This window comes from Sphingopyxis sp. USTB-05 (genome assembly GCF_023822045.1).
In the GTDB taxonomy this organism is placed as follows: Bacteria; Pseudomonadota; Alphaproteobacteria; order Sphingomonadales; family Sphingomonadaceae; genus Sphingopyxis.
Window position 1 is genome coordinate 597,736 of sequence record NZ_CP084712.1, and the last position, 21,373, is coordinate 619,108.

The window sequence follows — 21,373 nt, forward strand, 5'->3', positions numbered from 1 at the left end:
GGTCAGGGTCAGAAGTTCACTTCGAGCCCGGCGCGGATGACCGGACCGAATTGGTCGAAACCGCCCCCCGACGGATCGATGACCTGAACCGATTCCATCACCGGCAGCTTTTTGTTGAAGAGATTCGTGACGCCGAATGAGAATTTGGCTTCCTGCTTTCCGTTCATCGTCAGCGTGTAAGAGGCCGAGATGTCGTTATAAAAGCGCGACCCCGTGCGGTCGGGCGACAGGAGTTCGCGGCTGATCCCGGGCGAAATGTCGGTCAGCGCTTGGCTCGACTGATAGCGTCCCTGCCAGCCGAGCGTCAGCGGACCGTTGCTGTAGGTCAGTCCGACGACACCCTTGTATTTGGGATAGCCGTAGAAGCCCTCGAGCACCGTGTAGAGGTCCGGCCGCGCCTGGAAGGTGAAGGTGCGGAGACGGTGCAGATAGGTGAAGGCAAGGTTGGCCGAGAGTCGGCCGGCGCCGAGCGGGTGGGCATAAAACAGCTGCGTATCAAGCCCCGAGGTTTGCAGCTTGGACGTGTTCACATAGGTGCTTCGACCGCCAATGATGCTGAAGAAGTTCGCTCCCGGGGTCGTGTCGCGGGTGATTAGCGCACACAGGTCCGGATCGGGGCCACCCGCGCGGTCGACGCAATTTTCAGCGATCGCTTGCGGGCTGAGGAAGCTGATCGCATCCTCGATCTTGATGTCGAACCAGTCGGCCGAAATCTGGAGGCCCGGCAGGAAATTCGGCGTCAGGACGAAGCCTGCAGTCCAGCTGTCCGAAACTTCGGGGCGAAGATTCTGGTTGCCCGACACAATGAACGGGACCCCGATCCCTCCACTGACCGGGACGAAGCCCGCCGGCCGGCCCAATGCGGCGCAGTTGGCGGCACGATTGGGATTCTGGCCGAGATTGTTTTGCGAACAGGGATCGTTGACGTTGGTCGTCTGGCCCTCGCTCGGACGGAAGGCTTCAAAAATATTCGGGGCGCGAATGGCGCGGCTGAGCGTCGCGCGGAGGCGGAGCCCGTCGACCGGTTCCCAGATCGCGCCGGCCTTCCATGACGTCGCTTTGCCGGAGTGACTATAGTCGGCGTGGCGTACCGCGCCCTCGACTGACAGCAACTCGGCAAAGGGCATGCCGGTCAAAATGGGCACGCTCAATTCGCCGAAGAATTCGGTGACATGATAGCCGCCCGAATAATCTTGCGACGATGCTTGATTGGTCACGCCCGCCTTGATCAGTGGATCGGTGGTGCGGCCGTTGCGTTCCTTGCGATATTCGGCGCCGAGCGCGATGCCGATGGACCCGCCGCCCGGCATGGTCAGGAACTTGCTCGAATCGCCGGAGAGTGAAAAGCCGGCGGTGGTTTGCCGCACGAAGGCGCGCGATACCGTTGTTGTGCTGACGAAGTCGCGCGCTTCCTGCGTGCTGGCGGTCGAGCCGAAGGGATTGAACGGCACGCAGGGACCGCTGCCGACGATAGCGGGCCGGACATAACCGGCCGGCTGCAGCGCGGGCACATCCATGCGGCAGCGTATCTGCCCCGAACCGGGATCGACCACGGCGTCGAGCGCGGCGCGCAGGTTGGGCAGCAGCATGCGATTGTAACCGGTGAACTTCGCCTTGGTACGGCCATAGGTGCCATAGATATCGTAGCGGAGATCGGAGAAGCCGGTTTCGAACTCGCCTTTCAGGCCGCCGACGAAGGACAGGCTGTTGCGATCGACCTGGCTATAGCGCAATCCGACGTCGGTGTAGAGGCGATCGAGTGACAGCGTCGTTGCACCGGCCGCGAGCAACTGCTGGCGGAAGGTCTCGTTCAGGAACGCATTCTGCGCGATGTTGATCGGCTGTGCGGCACGGAGCACGGGCTGCCCCCGTCCATAGCTTGACGTATTGTTATAGTCGGCGCCGAAATAGGCCCGCACATTGTCGCTGAAGTCGAAATGCGTGCTGAGGTTGAGGTTGTAGCGCTCGATATCGGGAACGATCGAAATCGAATCGTCGAAGCGGAAACAGGCCGGGCCGCAATTGTCGAACTTCCCGAACAGGCTGCCATCGGTGAAGAGCGGTGTCGGTGCGGGACGCGGCGTGCCGTCGTCATTGAAGACGAACGCACCGAGGCCGCCGGTGTCGCCGCGGAGCCCTACGGCCCCGTACCCCGAATATTGGAAGGCTTCGCCGCCGGGCACGATGATATAATCCGGAATGCCGTCGTTCGGACCGGTGTCGGCCGGGTTGATCATCGCGACATTGTTTCGCATGTCGGCCTGCCGCGGGGTGATCTCCTTCACTTTCGTATAATCGGCTGCCAAAGTGAGGTTGCCGCGGCCCTCGGCGAAATTCTTGCCCGCCACAATGCTGCCGCCATAAGTGAAACCTTCCGACCCGCGGGCCGGCTGCGACCCGTTGAAGGACAGGCGAACACCGTCGAAATCGTCTTTGGTGATGATGTTTACAACGCCCGAGACAGCGTCAGAGCCATAGATGGCCGAGGCGCCGCCCGTGATGATCTCGATCCGCTCGATCAAATTGGGGTTGATCGAATTGAGGTCGAGCGCCGCGCTGTCGGTGGCACCCGCGACACGGCGTTTGCCGTTCACGAGGGTGAGCGTGCGGTTCGACCCGAGGTTGCGAAGATCGACGACCGCGAGGCCGCCGCTATTCTCGCCGCGCGAGCCCGAGGCGCCGCTTTGCTGGCTCTGCTGCATGCTGCCCGAAAAGCCGATGGCGGGCTGCTGGGCGAGCGCGCGGCCAATGTCGAACTGCGCATTGTTGTTGTCGAGTGTTTCCGAACTGACGACGCCGACCGGGGTCGGAAGATCGAGGACGGGGCGGCCGATGCGCGACCCTGTCACGACAATGTCGCTACTCCCGTCTATTGCTTGCTCGTCGGCCGGTGAGGCGGTGTCCTGCGCGTTCGCGGTGCCCGCAAGCCCCGCGCAAAGCGAGATCGCGAATAGCGATGTGGAAATTCTGAATTTGCCGCGTGCGGCTGCAGTTGCCGGTCCCTGGATCATATTTTTTCTCCGCCCTGAACCCTGCCAAAGCCGTCCGTTCGTCGGTTAGTGCAAGGGCCCAGCCTGTCTATGGACATGCGGACATCGTTCCCAATGCCGGTTCGACATAGAATCATTCGTACGGCGCGGGCGGCATCTGCGCAGCATAATTGCGCGACATGCCTTGGTCCCCGATAAATCGATTATGCAGTTTCCGCCTTCAATCGGTTTTTCAGCATCGTCCAGAAGGCCTCGACGCTAGGACTCCTGCGTGCGATCGGTTTGTAAATGCGGATCTCGATCGGAACATGCCAACGTGCATCGCCCGCGGCGACGAGGCGGCCGCTTTCAAGATCGGTGGCGGCGACGCTGAGCGGCGCCCAGCAAACGCCGCGTCCGTCGCGCGCCATCGACAGCAGTGCGGTCGCCATATGCGAGCGGAAGACGGTGCGGAGCGCGGCCGATCCCGCCGAAATCACCTGCGCGGCTTGCAGTATCCGGCCCATGCCCGACTTTTCTTCGAACTCCAGATAGGGGAGCGGCTGGTCGCCGCTGCCCGGCAGGGCGTGGGTGGGCGCTCCGTCGCCAAGCGGGGCGGTCACCGGCATCAATATATCCTCGCCCAGCGCCAGCGAGGTAAAACCTGCCGGGTCGAGCCGGTGCTGTGCTGCCGTATGATGATGGCATAGCAGGAAATCGGCTTTGCCCTCGAGCATGAAGCGTTCGCACGCGGCCATATTGTCCGCGATCAGCGTGATCGTCCCAGCCTCCTGGCCATCGTGCAGGCTGCGGAGCCAAGCGGGGAAAAAGGTCGTCGACAGTGCGTGTGTTGAGGCGAAGCGGATTTCATTGCTCAGCGTGCCGCCGATTTCACGGACATGATCGCGGCCCAGTGTCAGGCGCCGCATGATCTCTTCAGCGAGGACGCGGAACGCTTGGCCCGCTTCGGTCAGCGCGATCCGGTGCGTGTCGCGATCGACCAGCGTCGCGCCCACCCAATCCTCAAGCGCACGAATCCGGCGGCTGAACGCTGGTTGGGTCAGGTTGCGCGCTTCGGCGGCGCGGGAAAAATTGCCTTCATCCGCGAGCTTGATGAAGTCCTCGAGCCACATGATATCCATTTGAATCCACTCGTCGCATCAATTGATACTGTCCCGGCATTGGCTTCGTCCGAACCGCTGACGGTAATCCCAGCCCGCGAAACCGCAGGAAGGGTAGAAGAATGTCGTCGCCAAAAACGCTCTATGACAAGATCGTCGACGAACATCGCATATTATCTTTCGACGAATCTAGCGAGGCTGACGAACGATTATTGCTCTATATCGATAGAACGGTGCTCAACGAATACACAAGCCCCCAAGCGTTCAGCGGCCTTCGCGCCGCCGGGCGGACGCCCTGGCGGCCCGCCGCATCGCTCGGCGTTGTCGATCATGTCAATTCGACGAACCCCGACCCGGGCGCCGGCGCGCTTGACGACGGCGCGCGGCGGCAGATCGAATATCTGAGCGAAAATGGCCGCGATTTCGGGATCGAAATCTTCGATCTTTTCGATCCGAGACAAGGTATCGAACATGTCGTGATGCCTGAACTCGGAATGGTGCTTCCCGGCATGGTGATCGCCGCAGGGGACAGTCATTCGACGACCTATGGCGCATTCGGCGTCGTAGGATTCGGGATCGGCACGTCGGATATCGAGCATCTGCTCGCGACCCAGACGCTTGTCTATCGCCGACTGAAGACGATGCGGGTGGCGGTCGATGGCCGGTTGGCGCCGGGGGTCACGGCGAAGGATTTGATCATGGAGGTGATCCGCCGGATCGGCGCCGACGGCGCGGCGGGCCATGCGGTCGAGTTCGCCGGTACGGCGATCGAGGCGCTGGGGGTTGAGGCGCGCATGACGGTCTGCAACATGGCGGTCGAATGCGGTGCCCGCGTGGCGCTGATGGCGCCCGACGACAAGGTGATCGATTATATCGCGGGCTGTCCGCGCGCGCCCTCAGCGGAATTGCTGGCACAGGCGCGTACCGAATGGTCCTCGTTGCGCAGCGACCCCGACGCCCGGTTCAACAAGGAGATCGCGCTTGATGCGAGCGAGGTGCCGCCGATGGTGAGCTGGGGCACCAGCCCCGACCAGTCGCTCGCAATCACGCAAAGTGTGCCGGATCCGGAGGACATCCCCGCCGCGCGCCGCGCCGATGCCGTCCGTGCTCTCGCCTATATGGGGCTCGCGCCGAACACGCCGTTGCAGGATATTGCGATCGACCGAGCCTTCATCGGATCATGCACGAATGCGCGCTTATCGGACCTGCGCGATGCAGCCGAAATCCTGAAGGGGCGCAAGGTCGCCCCCGGTGTCCGCGCGATGATCTCGCCGGGAAGCAGCAATGTGCGCCGCGCCGCCGAGGCCGAGGGGATTGATCGCATTTTTATCGACGCGGGGTTCGAATGGCGGCGCTCGGGCTGCTCGCTGTGTCTCGCGATGAACGACGACAGCCTTGCACCCGGCGAGCGCTGCGCGTCGAGTACCAACCGCAATTTCGAAGGGCGGCAGGGCATCGGCGGGCGGACGCACCTGATGAGCCCCGCGATGGTGGCAGCAGCAGCGGTGACCGGCAAGCTTGTCGACGTGCGGTCGCTTGCCGCGACGGGAGCATTGTGATGGAGCGCTTCCTACGCGTCTCGGGGCCGGTCGCGGCGATGCCGGGTGCGAATATCGATACCGACGTGATCATGCCGAAGGCCTATCTCAAGGGCATCGACCGGTCGGGCCTGTCAATCGGGTTGTTTCACGATCTCCGCTTCGACGAGGCGGGGACGGCGCGGGGTGACTTCATCCTCAATCGCCCCGATATGGCGGGCACGCGCTTTCTGCTCGTGGGTCCCAATTTCGGCTGCGGTTCGTCGCGCGAACATGCCGTATGGGGCATGCTGCAATATGGGATCCGGGGGATTATCGGGTCGTCATATGGCGCGATCTTCGCCGACAATGCGGCAAACAATGGCTTGTTGCTGCTGTCGCTGCCGGTTGAGGAGGTCGCGGCGCTTGCCGCGGTGCTCGAAGACGGAGCAGGGCAGATGGCGATCGACCTAGAGGCGCAGCGGATCGAGGTTAACGGTCACGCGGCCGACTTCGATATTGATCCCGCAGTGCGGCGCGCGCTGATGCTGGGGCTCGACCGGATCGGCGAAACGATGACGCATGCCGAGAGCATCCGCGCGTTCGAGAAGGCCTATCTCGCGCGCAAGCCCTGGCTTATAGCAGGGCAGGAGTGATGAGCGCACACCCGGACTATCCCGATCTGATGCCCGGCTTTCGTTGGGAAGATGTCGACGCCGACGGCGTGCGAATCCGCGCAGCGATCGGCGGATCGGGGCCGCCGCTGCTTCTGCTCCACGGCCATCCGCAGACGCATCTGACCTGGTTCAAGATTGCGCCGGCTCTGGCGAAGCGCTTCACCGTCGTCGCGACCGACCTGCGCGGCTATGGCGACAGCGAGAAATTGCCCGGCGATGCGCTCCATCTCAACTATTCCAAGCGCGCGATGGCGGCCGATCAGGTCGCGGTGATGGCTGCCCTCGGCTTTCATCGCTTCGACGTCGTCGCGCACGACCGCGGCGCGCGCGTCGCGCATCGCATGGCGCTCGACCATCCGGATCGCGTCGCGCGGCTTGTCCTCCTCGATATTGCTCCGACCGCGACGATGTATGCGCAAACGAACCGTGAGTTTGCGACACGCTATTTCTGGTGGTTTTTCCTGATCCAGCCATTCGACTTGCCCGAACGGATGATCGCGGCGGACCCCGATCATTTCCTCGACCGGCATCTTGCTGGCCAGATCAAGGTCGATGGCTCGCTCGACCCGCGCGTCGTGGCCGAATATCGTCGCTGCTACCGCAATCCCGCGACGCGTCATGCGATCTGCGAGGATTATCGGGCCGCGGCGAGTATCGATCTGGATCATGACGCGGCCGACAGTGAGAAGCGGATCGAGGCGCCCTTGCTCCTTCTTTGGGGCGAATATGGCACCGTGGGAACGCTCTTCCACGTCCTGGAGAGCTGGCGCTCGAAGGCGCGCGATGTGCACGGGCACGCTCTGCCATGCGGTCACAGTCCGCAGGAAGAAACGCCCGAACTACTGCTTGCCGAGCTGGATGCGTTTTTGACCTGAGCCCCGTATGGCGCTTAGCGCGCGGGAAGAATGACAGCGCGGCATTCGCCAAAGCCGATGGGCACGAAGCCGTCCGCTTCGGCGGTGGCCCGCATGATGATCTCGTCGCCATCTTCCAAGAAACCGCGTCGCTCGCCGCTCGCCAGCAGTATGGGCTCTGACCCGCCTGTCGTCAGTTCGAGCAGGCTGCCGAACCCCTCGCGGTCGGGTGCCGATATCGTCCCGGTGCCGAGCAGGTCGCCGGGGTTCAGGTTGCAGCCGTTCGAAGCGTGATGCGCGACGATCTGCGCGAGAGTCCAGTACATGTTAGTCGCCGGGCCACAGCTCAGGCGAACGGGTGTCGCGTCCGCCGCGCGCATGGCTGCGGTGAGCATAAAAACTTCGAGCGTCAGACCGAGTGCGCCATGCGCCTGATCGGCCGCGTCCCACAGATAAGGCAGCGGCGGCGGATCGCCTTCGGAGCGTGGCGGCTGGGCGACACGGAACGGCGCGAGCGCCTCGGCTGTCACGACCCAGGGCGAAACGGTTGAGTGGAAATTCTTGGATAGGAAGGGGCCGAGCGGCCGATATTCCCACGCCTGAAGATCGCGCGCCGACCAGTCGTTGAGCAGCGACAACCCGGCGATATGGTGCCCGGCATCGCCGATCGCTATCGGGTCGCCCAGCGCGTTGCCTTCGCCGACCCACACGCCAAGTTCGAGCTCGTAGTCGAGCCGCTGCGTCGGTTCGAAGAGCGGCGCATCGTCTTCGGGCGGCTTGCGCTGACCGTGCGGTCGGATGACAGGTTCGCCCGACACGCGCACCGACGAGGCACGGCCATGATAACCGATAGGCACATATTTATAGTTGGGGAGCAGCGGATTGTCGGGGCGAAACTGGCGCCCGACGTTGTTCGCGTGATGAATGCCGACATAGAAGTCAGTGTAGTCGCCTATCCGTGCGGGAAGGTGCATGGTGCACACCGCGCTGTCGTAAAGCAGCGGCGCGATTATACTCTCCATGGCGGGATCGGTGAGCACCGCGGTTAGTCGCCGGCGCAGCGCGACGCGGTCTGCGGGGGCAATTGCCATCAGCGAGTTGAGCGTGTCGTCCCTGCATGTAGCGCTTGCGGGCGCGGGGAGCAGGCCGGCGACCGCGCAGGCACGAAGGTCCAATATGGCATCGCCGATCGCGACGCCGGCGCGCGGGTCTTCGCCGGCCGGCGCGAAAATGCCGTATGGCAGGTTCTGGACCGGAAAGTCGCGATGCCCTTTCGCGGAAGCGACCCAACTGGTGCGGTCGGGATCGTGGGTCTCGTCGATCTGCCAGCGCATTATCGAAAATCCTTGGCCGCATCGAGATAAGGAAGAAGCGCGTGCGCGAAGGCTGCGATGTTATCGGTCCGTAGTCCGGCAATGTTGATACGGCCGTTCGGCGCCATATAGATGCCGTGATCTTCGCGCAGCGCCGCGATCGCGGTGGGGGAAAGAGGCAGCGTCGCGAACATGCCGTGCTGCGCCGCGATGGGCGATAGGCGCGAATCCGCGGCTGCGAGCGCCTGACGGAGGCCGTTGATCCGCGCGCGCATTGTGTCGAGTTCGGCTTCCCATTCGGTGCGGAGCGCGTCGCTTTCGAGGATGATGCGCACGAGTGCGGCGCCATGATCGGGCGGCATCGACCAGAGGCTGCGCGCGAGGGTCAGCATGTTGGAACGGACGAGTCCGGCGGTGGCTTGCCCAGCCGATTGCACCCACAGCGCCCCGACGCGGTCGCGATAGAGGCCGAAATTCTTGTCGCAGCTATAGGCGAGGAGGGCAGTCGGAAGCGCTTCGAAGATCATGCGGGTCGCGGCGGCGTCGTCCGTCAGGCCGCTGCCTAGTCCCTGATAGGCAAGGTCGATGAAAGGGATCAGGCCGCGGGCTGCGCACAGATCGGCAAGAATGCGCCACTGGCCGGGCGAGAAGGATGCGCCGGTAGGATTGTGGCAGCAGCCATGGAGCAACAACACGTCGCCTGCACGGGCCCCGGCGAGGTCGTCGATCATCGCGGCAAAGTCGATCATGGCGTCCATCGGATCGAAGAAACGGTGGCTGCGCACTTCCAGCCCCGCTTCGGCAAAGATCGGGCCGTGGTTCGGCCAGGTCGGCGCGCCGATCCAGACGCGCGCGACGCGATTGGCGCGTGCAAGCAGTTCGGCGCCAAGGCGGAGTGCGCCTGTGCCGCCGGGGGTTTGAACACCCGTCAGTCGGTTGGACGCGTGATGGGCGCCAAACACGATAGCGGCGAGCGCTTCGGTATAGGCGGCGTCGCCCTCGGCTCCGAGATAGGATTTGCTGTCCTGCGTTTCGGCCAGCAACATCTCGGCCATCTTCACCGCGCGCATCACCGGGGTCCGTCCGAAATCGTCGCGAAATACCCCGACTCCCAGATCGATCTTGCCGCGCCTAGGGTCGGCGCGGTGGAGTGCGATCAGTCCGAGCAGCGCGTCGGCAGGCTGCTCGATCAGTGGAGCGAAGGGATCGAACGCGGTCGTGGACGGCGGCGATGAAAGGTCGGTCGTCATGCGCGAAATATCGCAGCAAGCATGCGATAAATCTTTTCAAACTTTCGCCATTTCATGCAATGTGCGACAAATATTATCATACTGTGGCGATGTGGAGAGAAATTGTTCAACCTTGACGCCCTCGATCGCAAGATCATCGAAGCGCTGCAGCGCGACGGCAGCCTCAGCAACGCCGAACTGGCAGAGCGAGTTGGGAGCACCGGGCCATCCTGCTGGCGGCGGATCCGACTGCTCGAAGAGGCGGGCGTACTCGCGAAAAATGTCTGGCTCGTCGATGCCGCGCGGATTGGGCAAGGGGTCAACGTTCTCTGTAACATTCGGCTCAAGAGCCATTCGGCCGAACACACTGCGCTGTTCGAGAATTTTATTCGCGATCAGGATCGCGTCATGGAGTGTTTGTCGATGTCGGGCGAATGGGATTATCAGATCCGCGTCGTCGCGGCTGACGTCTCCGACTACGAGATGTTCCTGATGCAGACGCTGCTCCGTAACGAGGCCGTAGCCGGTGCCGCGTCGCACTTTGCACTGCGGGTCGTGAAATATCAGACCGCGATCCCGCTTCCGGCAAAATAAATGTCGATCTTGCAGTTGCGTTGATCGTGTCGAACGTATCGCTGCCAGCTTGCGATGTCACTGAAATGATATCTTGCCTTCATCATGCTGCAACGGTTCCGTCACCTCGCTGACCCCGCTCGTTCTTATCTGCCGCCCCGACAACAACACCGTCTGGGGAATCACAAAAATGAAAACGTCTCTCCCGAATTTCCGGGTCGCTTTGCTGTGCTCGGCCGTCCTCTTCGCTACGCCGTCGCTGGCGCAGTCGGAGCCGTCGCCGGCTCCGCTGCCCGAGGCCGAAGCGGGCGCCGATGGCGACGCGATCGTCGTCACCGGCCAGCGCCGCGCGCAATATGAGGCGACTGCCGAAAAGCGGGATGCCTTCATCGTGATGGACGCGATTTCGTCCGACGATATCGGCAAGCTTCCGGACCATAATACCGCCGCCGCGCTGCGCCGCATCCCGGGTCTGTCGGTGCAGGAAGATCAGGGTGAGCCGCGCTTTCCGGTGCTTCGCGGGCTGCAGTCGACCTACAACCGCACGACCGTCGACGGCGCGTTGGTATCGGGCGTCGACTCGACGGGGCGCACCGTGCCACTCGACATAATTCCCTCGGTGATGGCGGCGCGCATCGAGGTGATCAAGACGGTGACGCCGGAGAATGACGCCAATGCCATTGGCGGCATCATTAACATCGCGACGCGCAGCGCCTTCGACGCGAAGCGCGCCTTCTTCAACGGCGTCGCGTCCTATGGCGTGTACGAACAGAATGGCGACGTTCGAAACAGCAAGCCGTCCTACCGCGTCGCCTTCGCTGCCGGCACGACCTTTGGCGCGAACGACGAATGGGGCGTGGTGATCGGCGCGAGCCAGGAACAGCTCGATTATGACATTCCGCAGATCGAAGTCGCGAGCCCGTCGGTACGTGAATATACGGCGGCCGGCGCGCCCGTGAATTCAGGCGCGGCGAACGGTAATGGTATCCAGGTCCCCACCCAGCATCGCCTCTTCTGGTACAATAACACGAAACAGCGCACCGGCGGCAATGTGAAGCTCGAATGGCGTCCCTCGGACCGCTTCCGCTGGGAGCTGTCGGGCGTCGTCGCGCGCACCGAGGATGACGAGGAGCGCATCGAATATCGCATTGAGCAGATCGGCAACGTCGCGAACCAGACGCCGACCAGTGGCGATTTCGCGCGCGGACGTATCATCGTCCAGCTCAACCAGCCGATCACCAAGCGTCTCGTCGCGCTCGGCCGCACCGCATTCGACTGGGATGCCGGCGAGAAGCTGAAGGTCGACGGCGACGCCGTCTTCTCGCTTGGGCGCCTCCGCGTCCCCAACGAAAGCATCGAATTCCGCACCCGTGACGCGGATGGCGCACGCTACGCCTTCCATTACGATACGTCGGACTTTTATCCGGTGTTCACTCCGACCAATGCCGCTGCGGCGGTCGATCCAACCAACTTCTATCTCCAGCAGCAGCGCAGCGACCTTCAGAAGTCGCTCGAGAAGAGCGGCCAGTTCCGCCTCAACCTGACCTGGGGCGACGACCGCGACGACGGTGGGGTTAAGCTCAAGACGGGCGGCGTCATCCGCCTGACCGACCGCGAAAACAGCAACCCGCGCACCGACTATCGCGCCGCCAGCGGGTTTACCTATACGCTGGACGAGGTGGTCGCCAGCGGTCCGACCAAACCGATCCGCGGACAATTTACCATCCCGATCCGGATCGACGCCAATGCTTTCCCGGCCTTCTATGAAGCGAACAAGGGCGGCTTCACGACCACGGTTGCCTCGGTCGCGGGCAATTACGACGTCAGCGAAGATGTCTATGCCGCCTATCTTCAGGGCAGCACGCGCATCGGCAATGTCACGCTGCTCGGCGGACTGCGCTATGAGCGCACCGAGGTTTCGTCGAACGCCTTCCGTGCGGTTGGCTCGACGCTGACTGAGATCACGACGGAGGGCAGCTATGATAACTGGCTGCCCAGCTTCCACATCCGCTGGGACGTCGCCGACCGTTTCGTGATCCGCGGGGCGTACACCAATACGATCGGCCGTCCCGACTATGGCTCGATCGCCGCGACCGAAACGCTTAGTTTTGATGGCAGCCAGCCGACGCTGTCCCGCGGCAATCCGGGACTGAAGCCCCGCGAAAGCCGCGGCTTTGACCTATCGTTCGAATTCTATCCGAAGGACGGCGTCATCTCGGCAGCGCTCTTCCACAAGAAGATCCGGAACGAAATTTTCACTCTGTCCAGCGTCGAGGGGATCGACGTCGGTCGCGGGGTCGAGGATGTGCTCGTGTCCGAACCGCGTAACGCCGAGAGCGCGACGATCAAGGGTCTGGAGCTCAATCTCCAGCAGGCGCTGACCTTTCTGCCCGATCCGTTCGACGGCCTCGGCGTCAGCGCGAACGCGACCTTCCTCGACACGAAATTCACTTTCCTGACCAGCGTAGGTCCGCGCGTGACCGGTCTGTTCCTTCAGCCCGATACGGTCTGGAACGCGTCCGTCTATTATCAGAAGGACAAGTTCGAGGCGCGGCTGTCCTATAATTACATCGGCGGCTTCCTCGAAACGATCAACGACACGATCCCGAACGCCGACCAATATTGGAAAGATCGCGGCACGCTCGACGCCAACATCAATTTCCGCCTGACACCGAACTTCACGCTTTATGCAGAGGGTCAGAATCTCACGAACAAGGGACGCCGCGAACTCGTCGGTCCTGGGCAGGCATATCTCCAGGAATCGGCCGAGTATGGCCGGACCTTCTGGTTCGGCGTGGCGGCGAACTTCTGATGCTCGGCGCGCTGCTCCTCCTCGCCTCGACTGCTGCGACCCCGGTCGCTGCGATTCCGCAGGGCGAGGCTGCCGAGACCGTCCGCCGCATTCCCGCCGCCGAAGCGCGGCAGGGTGTGGCGGCCGGCCCTGTCGGCATCTACGCCGTCGCGAACTGGATGATCGCGCGCTACGACCGCAAGACCGGCGAACGCCTGAAATTGTGGGAGGGCGATCCTGCCCGCTATCCACACATCAACAGCTGCGCGCTTATCAAAGGCGAGCTGGTATGCGCGGCGTCGAACTTCCCCGCGGTGCCGCACGCCAGTTCGGTCGAAATCTTCGACCCCTTGACGCTCGCGCACAAGCGCACGGTGTCGCTGGGGCAGGGGACTGGCTCGCTGACCTGGGTCGACTGGCACGACGACCACTGGTGGGGGATGTTCGCCAATTATGACGCGAAGGGTGGCGAACCGCCGCGCGATCATCGACATACCACGCTGGTCAAGTTCGATCCCGAATGGCGGCGCACCGAAAGCTGGGCGTTGCCCACGACGATCCTCGACCGCATCTCGCCGATGAGCATTTCGGGTGGTGGCTTCGGCCCAGATGGCAATCTGTGGCTATCGGGACATGATCTGCCCGAACTTTACGTCACACGGCTACCGAAGGGGGGTGCGACGCTCGACCATGTAGCTACCGTGGCGATGGAGGCTGAGGGGCAGGCGATCGACTGGGACGAAAGCCAGCCGGGAATGCTCTGGGGCATCAGCCGCAAGAACCGGGCGATGATTGAGATGCGCGTGCCGATGGTCGAGAAATAATTTCCCGCCAAGAAAAGCATCTGGCTCCGGAACCGTGATCATGGTCCCGGCGTATCTTCGCCGAGCTTCAAAACACAAAGGATTGAACGCTTTCCACCGGGCCGCGCTCGCGCGCGGTCCGGACTAACCTCTTGGCCGCATTCGCGTGGAGCTGTGTTCTTTTTAGGCCCGTTCAGGGGGACAAGCTTGGCCTTCAGTTCGCCGTCAGAGGCAGACTGTCAGGGCGGCTTCAACGGCTGCTTGCAGGCTGTAACAGAACGAAGCTTTGGCAATAGGGCAAAGTTTACCGGACGAACGCAGCAATGATGGAGAGGCTGCCGATCAAATACGGCCGTCACCGGGGCTTTCGTCAATTCCGAAACCGAAGCTGCGCAACAGCTAACAGGCAATAACGTACCCCGCTATTGCCTGTTCACGTCAATTTATACGCGCCGATCAGCAGTTGCCTTTAACTCCATCGGCACAATCTGCAGCAGATTCAACGTCTTTTCCGGCACCTTCAACCGTATTGCAGGCCGACAGAAGAAGCATCGAGCTGCTAATCGCGAAAATTGTCAGAAGCTTTTTCATTCTCTCTCTCCGACGGCGAGGGCAAAATACCCCCAACTTTAGTTTCGATATTTCGACAACGGCCGTTCGCAACGATTGTTCCGTCACATAGCGTCAAGCTAGCCGAAGCGTTCAGAATGATCGCTAGGCTGGGTAGCCGTCTGCGATGGCCTCAGACGGCTAAGTTGCCACCGTGGGTCATCAGAGGTCTTTTCGGCATCCTGCCCATTGCGGCTCTGCGCTCTGCGCACGTCGCTTCGAGCTGGGGTGTCTGTCATCCACCTCGGGCGACTTTAATTGCCCGAAGGCTAACGACCAGTGGTTGCGGTCGGAACTCCGGGAGCGAAAAGTGTTGGGATTTGAATGAGCGATGTGCGCGAGCGAAATCGCTAAGTTCGCCTGTGTCGTGTGAAGGTGTGCGGACAGGTGGGCTATAAGCTCACCATTCGTCACAAAAAAATTGATATCACGCCATAATCTGGCGATGATGGTGCGGTCGAGAAGACTCGAACTTCCACGGCCTTTCGGCCACAACGACCTCAACGTTGCGCGTCTACCAGTTCCGCCACGACCGCACATCATGATGGTCCGGATCGGGTCCGGCACCAGGTAGGAGCGGGCGCCTAGCAAAGCTTTTCAGGCGATGCAAGCGAGCGCCCTCGATTTATTTTTGCGGCTGCGAGCAATCGGCTTCGGACAACGCCCCCATCGCCGCCAAATCGACTCAAAAGAGTCATCCAACCACCATCGTCAACGGGGTTGAACGCCCGGCGACTATCCGGCCCGCCTCCAGCTCGGCCTCAGGGATCGGGTCAAGCTGTCGGAGCAGACGCTCTTCAACAGGAAATCGAACCGGGGTTCGAGGCGCGCAACCCGACCGTGCGCAAATATGAAGAAGTCCCAACGTTGGACGATGACAAGAGCCATTTCACCCGCTACAGCGCCCACCGAACCTGATTGCTCAGCGCGTGGTTCGAGCGCTGAAGCTTTCCCCCTCTTCGTCGCCGCGCGATAGGGAGAGGCGGTTCGGGCCGTCTCAGCGGACTCGCTCGACCGTCAAAAAACTGTAATCTTCCGGTCAACTGATTGTCACCGTTCGCCCCTAGGCGATTCGCGAGACAGGTTTTTCAGTCTGGGGGACAGATACATTTCATGGCGACGTTGATGTCCGGATCGGCCGTTCGTCTTCCGCGTGCGTTGCCTGCTTGGCTGCGCGCCGGAAAGCGTTCGCCGCGTGAGGTCTGGCCGGCGTTGCTGGTCGGTCTGCTCGGCGCGCTGCTGATCTGGCAATGTGTTCGGCTGCTCTGGACGCTGCTTACGCCGCTGTCGCCGCTCGGCGCATGGCAGCCGCAGGCGGCGGTCATCGTCTCGCCCGCCGAACGGCGCGCGCTCTTTACCAGCCTCGATCCCTTTTTTCGCGGCAATGCGCAGGGGCCGGCATCGGCGACCGTCACGTCGGCGGGGCTCACGCTTTTCGGCATCAACCTCAATGAAGCGACCGGCGGCGGTTCGGCGATTATCGCGGGCGAAGACGGGATACAGACGAGTTACGCCGTCGGCGACGAGATTGCGCCGGGGCTGAAGCTCGTCGGCGTTGCCTTCGATCATGTGCTGCTCGACCGTGGCGGCGCGCGCGAAAGCCTGTTCCTCGATCAGAGCGGCGAGGCTCCCGTCGCCAACGCCGCGACGCCGTTGCCGGCGCCGACGCCCGAAATCGGCGCCGCTCCGGCGGGCGCGAGCGCCAGCGGCGAAATGACCCCGGCGGCGATCAAGGCCGGGGTCGGCTTTGCGCCCCGTACCGAAAATGGCCGCGTCACCGGCATCGTCGTCCAGCCGCAAGGCGACGGCGCCGCCTTCCGCGCCGCGGGTCTTCGCCCCGGCGATGTCGTCCGGTCGGTGAACGGCCGCCAGATCGGATCGGCGAGCGATGCCGCCTCGCTCGCCAACCAGTTGACGCCCGGCGCGCGTATCGCGCTCGAGGTCGAGCGCGGCGCCAGCGTCGTTCCCGTCGCCATTTTCCTCTCGAAACAATAGAGACCCATGCGCCTCAAACTTTCCCTGATGCTCGCCGCCGCGCTGGTTTCCGCCACGCCGGGACCCGCGTTTGCCCAATACACGCTCAATGTGCGCGATGCCGATATCCGCGCCTTCATTCAGGATGCCGCACGGATCACCGGGCGCACCTTCGTCATTGACGGGCGCGTCAACGGCAAGGTTTCGGTCGTCACCGACCGGCCGCTGTCGCGCAGCGAATATTTTGAGATATTCCTCGCGACGCTGCGCTCGAACGGCCTTGTTGCCGTGCCGGGGCCAAACGGAAGCTACCGCGTCCAGCCGATCGACGGCGCCGCGGCGCAGCCCGGCCGCATCGGCAGCGGCGGGGCGGCGCAGAACCAGTTCGTCACCGAAATCATCCGCCTGCGCTATATCGACGCTGTGTCGGCGGTCGAAACGCTGCGCCCGCTCGTCAGCGCGCAGGGTTCGCTCACAGCGAACCGCAACGCCAACAGCCTGGTGGTCGCAGACTTCGCCGACAATATCCGCCGCATCCGCGCGCTTGCGTCGAGCATCGACCGCGACAGTTCGACCAGTCAGATCGTCACGCTCAAAAATGCCGGTGCGCGGGAAATCGCCGCCGCGCTGCAGGCGCTCGTCCCGGCGGCGGGCGAGGGGGCACAAAAGCCCGTCGCGATCGTTCCGATCGACAGCAGCAACGCGATCGCCCTCAGGGGCGACCAGGCGATGGTCGCGCGCTTTGTCCAGATGGCGAACGACCTTGATGCGAAGGCTGCGGGCGGCACTGAACTGCGTGTCTATTGGCTCGAACATGCCAATGCCGAAACCCTGCTCCCGACGCTCCAGCAATTGATCGGCGGCGGCAGCGACCCCGCACAGAAGGCGGGCCTGCCGCCCGCATCCTCATCGTCGTCGACGTCTTCGTCGGGCGGCGGTGCGACCCCCGCTCCGGCAGCGGCGGCATCGGCCCCGACCTCGGTCGGCGGCGGCGGCACGGGCAGCATCTCGACCCGCGGCCCCGCAATCATCACGCGATATGAGGGCGCGAACGCAATCATCGTTGCCGCGAACAGCGAAGTGCAGCGTATGCTCGGCGAACTCATCCGCCAGCTCGACAGCCGGCGGCAGCAGGTGCTGGTCGAGGCGATCGTCGTCGAGATCGGCGACGATGCGGCGAAGCGCCTTGGCGTCCAGTTCCTGCTCGGCGGCAAGAATATCCCCTTTGTCGCCACCAGCTACAGCAATGCGCAGCCCAATATCCTGACGCTGGGCGGCGCCTATGCCGCGACCAAGCTGACGCAGGACAAGACCACGGTCGACGGTGAAACCGTCGTTACCCAGACGAGCAGTTCACTCGGCAACAGCCTGCAGGAAGCGGCAGCGGCTTCGCTGCTCGGCGCCAGCGGCGGCTTCGCAGGTTTTGCGGGCGACATCGGCAAGAACACGATCTTCGGCGCGATCATCAACGCGGTGAAATCGGACACCACGTCGAACCTGCTTGCGACCCCGCACATCGTCACGCTCGACAATCAGGCGGCGAAATTCCTCGTCGGACAGGAAGTGCCGATCACGACGGGCGAGGCGCTCAGCGACAATTTCGACAACGCTTTCCGCACCGTCCAGCGCGAAGAGGTCGGCATCAAGCTCGACGTCACGCCGCAGGTCAATGGCGCGGGCGAAGTGAAGCTGTTCCTGCGTCAGGAAGTGTCGAGCGTCGCGGGCCCGGTCTCGTCGCGCAACAGCGACCTCATCCTCAACAAGCGCTCGTTCGAAACCGTGCTCACCGTCGACGACGGCGAAATCCTCGCGATCGGCGGCCTGCTCAATGACGACGAGCGCAAGACGATCGAGCGCATCCCGCTTTTGAGCGACATTCCGCTGATCGGCGAGCTTTTCAAATCGCGCAGCCGGACGCGCTCGAAGACCAACCTGATGGTCTTCATCCGCCCGACGATCCTGCGCAATCGTGAGGATAATGCTGCGCTCACTGCGCGCCGCTACGGCTATATCCGCGACTTCCAGCTCCAGCGGAACCCCGATCAGGAGCCCGCGATCGACACGCTGGTCCGCGACTATCTGGGCGCGGTTCCGCCGGTGCCGAGCGCGGCGACCCCCGCCGACATCACCGTCGGCCCGGTCAATCTGCCCGAACTGCGGGGCGAGGGCGGCAGCGTCAAGCCGGCCGACGTCCCGCCCTCGATTTCGCAAGCGCCTGCGCCACCTACCGGAGAATATCCGTGACCGACATCGAACCGGCGGCGCCTCCCCCGGCGCCGGTTGATATTCCATACGGCTTTGCCCGTACCCACGGCGTCGTGATCGCGCCCGGCGAAAACGGCGTCTGGCTGGCGACGCTGCGCGAGGACGCCGACCCCGCGATATTGATCGAGGTGAAACGCCATCTCGCGCAGCCGCTGCGCGTCGCGACAGCGAACATTGCCGATTTCGACCGGTTGCTTTCCGACCATTATGCCGTCGACAGCTCGGCGGCTGCGATGGCCGGGTCGCTCGACGGCAGCGACCTCGACCTTGGCATTCCCAGCGCCGAGGATTTGCTCGACAGCGCCGACGACGCCCCCGCGATCCGCCTGATCAACGCGATTATCGCCGAAGCGGTGCGGCAGGGCGTCAGCGACATCCATATCGAACCCTATGAAAGCGGACTCGTCGTTCGCATGCGCGCCGATGGCGTGCTGCGCGAGCATCTTCGCATGCCGCCGCATGTCGCGCCGGTCGTCGTCAGCCGCATCAAGGTGATGGCGCGCCTCGACATTGCCGAACGCCGTGTGCCGCAGGACGGACGCATCGGGCTGACGCTGGCGGGCAAAGCCGTCGACGTTCGCGTCTCGACGCTGCCGAGCCGTGCGGGGGAGCGTGTCGTGATGCGTATCCTCGACAAGGATGCGGCGGGGATCGACTTCGACGTCCTTGGCCTGACGGGCGCCGCCGACCAGATCCTGCGCGAGGCGCTCGCCGAACCCAATGGCATCATCCTTGTTACCGGACCGACGGGCTCGGGCAAGACGACGACGCTCTATGCGGCGTTGAAGCAGCTCAACGACGGCCAGCGCAATATCCTGACCGTCGAAGATCCGGTCGAATATGCGGTGGACGGTGTCGGCCAGACGCAGGTGAACAGCAAGGTCGGGCTCGATTTCGCCGCGGGCCTCCGTGCGATCCTGCGCCAGGATCCCGACGTCGTGATGGTCGGCGAAATCCGTGACCGCGAGACCGCTGACATCGCGGTGCAGGCGTCGCTGACCGGGCATCTCGTGCTCTCGACCGTCCATACCAATGATGCCGTCGGCGCGATCACGCGCCTCAAGGATCTGAAAGTCGAGCCTTTCCTGCTCGCCTCGACCTTGCGCGCCGTTCTTGCGCAGCGCCTTGTTCGCAAGCTTTGCGATCATTGCCGCGAACCGGTGCAGGCCGACAACAGCATTGCCGCGATGCTCGGGCTCGACATCGGCACCGTGATCTGGCGGCCGAAGGGCTGCGACCAGTGCGGAGGCACCGGGTTCAAGGGCCGCATCGGCGTGTTCGAAGCGATCAAGGTCGACGAGACCGTCCGCCGTTATATCTACGCCGGCGGCGATGAGGCGATGATCACGCGGCACGCCTTCCTGAAATCGCCGACGCTGGCCTCGGCCGCGCGGGCGATGGTGGCGAAGGGGCTGACGACGGCCGAAGAAGCGATCCGCATCGCGCGGCGCGAGGATGTCGATGCCTGATTATCGCTATGTGGCGATCGATCCGCAGGGCCGCGAACGCAAGGGACGGCTGACCGCCGCCAACGATGATGCGGCGCGCGCGGACCTGATCCGCCGCAAATTCCATATCGTTGCGGTCGAGGCCGCGGGCGCGAAGCCCGCGGGCCGTTCGCTGCTCGCCTTTCGCAAGAACAAGCTGTCCTCCAAGGAACTCGCGCTCTTTACGCGTCAGCTCGCGACGCTGGCCGAAGTCGCGCCGCTTGAGGAGGCGCTGCGCACACTGACGCGCCAGAGTGAGGCCGAAAGCGCGCGCGCCGTCATCGGCGATGTCCATGCCGGGCTGCTCGAAGGCCGCCGCCTCGCCGATGCGATGGGCCGTCAGCCGAGCAGCTTCCCGCCGCTCTATCGCGCGATGGTCGCGGCGGGCGAGACCACGGGCAGCCTGACGACGATCCTCGCGCGCCTTGCCGACCTGCTCGAACGCCAAGCGGAGGTGCGCGGCAAGCTGATCGCGGCGCTCGCTTATCCGATCGTGCTCGCGATCGTTGCGATCGGCGTCGTCGCGGCGCTGATGATCTTCGTCGTCCCGCGCGTCGTCGAACAATTTACGGATACGGGGCAGCAACTTCCGTTCCTTACCCGCGCGGTGATCGCGATATCGGGCTTTGCGGCGAACTGGTGGTGGCTGATCGCGCTGCTGCTTGCCGCTGCAAGCTTTGGGTGGGTGACGGCGATGCGCCGCCCGGCGTTCAAGGCGCGCGTCGACGCACGCCTCCTCCGCCTGCCGCTCTTTGGCCGCCTGCTGCGCGACCTTTACGCCGCGCGCTTTGCCCGGACGCTCTCGACGATGGTGTCGAGCCGCCTGCCGCTCGTCGAAGGGCTGAAGCTGACGGTGCCGACGATCCGCAACGCCGCGCTTGCCGGCGCGACCGCCAATATCGTCGATCAGGTGCGCGCCGGCGGCGGCCTTTCCACCGCGCTTCGCGACGCCGGGGTCTTTCCGCCCTTGCTCGTCTATATGACCGCAAGCGGCGAAAGCGCGGGCCGGCTCGAACAGATGCTCGAACGTGCCGCCGATTATCTCGAACGCGAATTCGACCGCTTTACGGCGGCGTCGATGGCGCTTCTCGAACCTGTCATAATTGTCGTTATGGGGTCGTGCGTGGCCCTTATCATCCTCGCCATTCTGCTGCCGATCCTCCAGTTGCAGAACCTAGCCGGACTATGAAA

Annotated in this window: 15 protein-coding genes and 1 tRNA gene; 10 read left to right on the forward strand and 6 right to left on the reverse strand. The window is 63.5% G+C overall.

Annotation, left to right across the window (positions count from 1 at the left end):
• Positions 1–8 precede the first annotated feature (8 nt).
• Together KEC45_RS02580 and KEC45_RS02585 are read right to left on the reverse strand one after the other, a co-directional pair.
• Positions 9–3,011 carry a TonB-dependent receptor gene (locus KEC45_RS02580; protein WP_062184609.1) on the reverse strand — a complete coding sequence of 1,001 codons (3,003 nt, stop codon included), beginning with the start codon at positions 3,009–3,011 and terminating at the stop codon, positions 9–11.
• 182 nt (positions 3,012–3,193) lie between these two features.
• Positions 3,194–4,111, reverse strand: a complete 918-nt coding sequence (locus tag KEC45_RS02585; RefSeq protein WP_062184606.1) for a LysR family transcriptional regulator — start codon at positions 4,109–4,111, stop codon at positions 3,194–3,196.
• A 101-nt stretch (positions 4,112–4,212) separates the two neighbouring features.
• Here KEC45_RS02585 and leuC point away from each other — a divergent pair, with 101 nt between their 5' ends.
• Genes leuC through KEC45_RS02600 form a run of 3 tightly spaced genes read left to right on the forward strand, consistent with a single transcriptional unit; the run spans position 4,213 to position 7,159 of the window.
• Complete coding sequence (leuC, locus tag KEC45_RS02590) at positions 4,213–5,649, forward strand: 3-isopropylmalate dehydratase large subunit (protein WP_252171466.1); 1,437 nt, start codon at positions 4,213–4,215, stop codon at positions 5,647–5,649.
• Complete coding sequence (gene leuD, locus KEC45_RS02595) at positions 5,649–6,263, forward strand: 3-isopropylmalate dehydratase small subunit (RefSeq protein WP_202966819.1); 615 nt, start codon at positions 5,649–5,651, stop codon at positions 6,261–6,263. The genes leuC and leuD overlap by 1 nt, the downstream gene beginning before the upstream one ends.
• The gene (locus KEC45_RS02600) at positions 6,263–7,159 is read left to right on the forward strand and encodes an alpha/beta fold hydrolase (RefSeq protein ID WP_062184600.1); all 897 of its coding nucleotides are present in this window, start codon (positions 6,263–6,265) and stop codon (positions 7,157–7,159) included. The genes leuD and KEC45_RS02600 overlap by 1 nt, the downstream gene beginning before the upstream one ends.
• A 14-nt stretch (positions 7,160–7,173) precedes the next feature.
• Here KEC45_RS02600 and fahA read toward each other — a convergent pair whose 3' ends face one another.
• Together fahA and KEC45_RS02610 are read right to left on the reverse strand one after the other, a co-directional pair.
• Entirely contained in the window at positions 7,174–8,472 is a 1,299-nt protein-coding gene (gene fahA, locus KEC45_RS02605; RefSeq protein ID WP_062184597.1) for a fumarylacetoacetase, read from the reverse strand.
• On the reverse strand, positions 8,472–9,701 hold the full coding sequence (locus KEC45_RS02610) for an amino acid aminotransferase (RefSeq protein ID WP_062184594.1): 1,230 nt from the start codon (positions 9,699–9,701) through the stop codon (positions 8,472–8,474). Before KEC45_RS02610 ends, fahA begins: the two co-directional genes overlap by 1 nt.
• A 54-nt stretch (positions 9,702–9,755) precedes the next feature.
• On the opposite strand from KEC45_RS02610, the gene KEC45_RS02615 reads away from it, so the two are divergent.
• From KEC45_RS02615 to KEC45_RS02625, 3 genes are all read left to right on the forward strand, one after another.
• The gene (locus KEC45_RS02615; protein ID WP_062184590.1) at positions 9,756–10,274 is read left to right on the forward strand and encodes an Lrp/AsnC family transcriptional regulator; all 519 of its coding nucleotides are present in this window, start codon (positions 9,756–9,758) and stop codon (positions 10,272–10,274) included.
• A gap of 169 nt (positions 10,275–10,443) precedes the next feature.
• Complete coding sequence (locus KEC45_RS02620; RefSeq protein ID WP_062184587.1) at positions 10,444–13,065, forward strand: TonB-dependent receptor; 2,622 nt, start codon at positions 10,444–10,446, stop codon at positions 13,063–13,065.
• Positions 13,065–13,868 carry a hypothetical protein gene (locus KEC45_RS02625; protein ID WP_062184584.1) on the forward strand — a complete coding sequence of 268 codons (804 nt, stop codon included), beginning with the start codon at positions 13,065–13,067 and terminating at the stop codon, positions 13,866–13,868. Before KEC45_RS02620 ends, KEC45_RS02625 begins: the two co-directional genes overlap by 1 nt.
• Positions 13,869–14,303: 435 nt before the next feature.
• Here the strand turns inward: KEC45_RS02625 and KEC45_RS02630 are convergent, their stop codons facing one another.
• On the reverse strand, positions 14,304–14,438 hold the full coding sequence (locus KEC45_RS02630; RefSeq protein ID WP_152682462.1) for an entericidin A/B family lipoprotein: 135 nt from the start codon (positions 14,436–14,438) through the stop codon (positions 14,304–14,306).
• Positions 14,439–14,905: 467 nt separating this feature from the next.
• Positions 14,906–14,992: transfer RNA gene (locus tag KEC45_RS02635), tRNA-Leu, on the reverse strand.
• A gap of 589 nt (positions 14,993–15,581) precedes the next feature.
• On the opposite strand from KEC45_RS02635, the gene KEC45_RS02640 reads away from it, so the two are divergent.
• Genes KEC45_RS02640 through gspF form a run of 4 tightly spaced genes read left to right on the forward strand, consistent with a single transcriptional unit; the run spans position 15,582 to position 21,371 of the window.
• Positions 15,582–16,451, forward strand: coding sequence for a type II secretion system protein N (locus KEC45_RS02640; RefSeq protein ID WP_062186795.1), 870 nt, complete (start codon positions 15,582–15,584; stop codon positions 16,449–16,451).
• Between the two features lie 6 nt (positions 16,452–16,457).
• Complete coding sequence (gene gspD / locus KEC45_RS02645; RefSeq protein WP_062184581.1) at positions 16,458–18,674, forward strand: type II secretion system secretin GspD; 2,217 nt, start codon at positions 16,458–16,460, stop codon at positions 18,672–18,674.
• The gene (locus tag KEC45_RS02650; RefSeq protein ID WP_062184578.1) at positions 18,671–20,164 is read left to right on the forward strand and encodes a GspE/PulE family protein; all 1,494 of its coding nucleotides are present in this window, start codon (positions 18,671–18,673) and stop codon (positions 20,162–20,164) included. The genes gspD and KEC45_RS02650 overlap by 4 nt, the downstream gene beginning before the upstream one ends.
• Positions 20,157–21,371: a type II secretion system inner membrane protein GspF gene (gspF, locus tag KEC45_RS02655; RefSeq protein ID WP_062186793.1), complete on the forward strand. Its 1,215-nt coding sequence runs from the start codon at positions 20,157–20,159 to the stop codon at positions 21,369–21,371. The genes KEC45_RS02650 and gspF overlap by 8 nt, the downstream gene beginning before the upstream one ends.
• Positions 21,372–21,373: the final 2 nt, after the last annotated feature.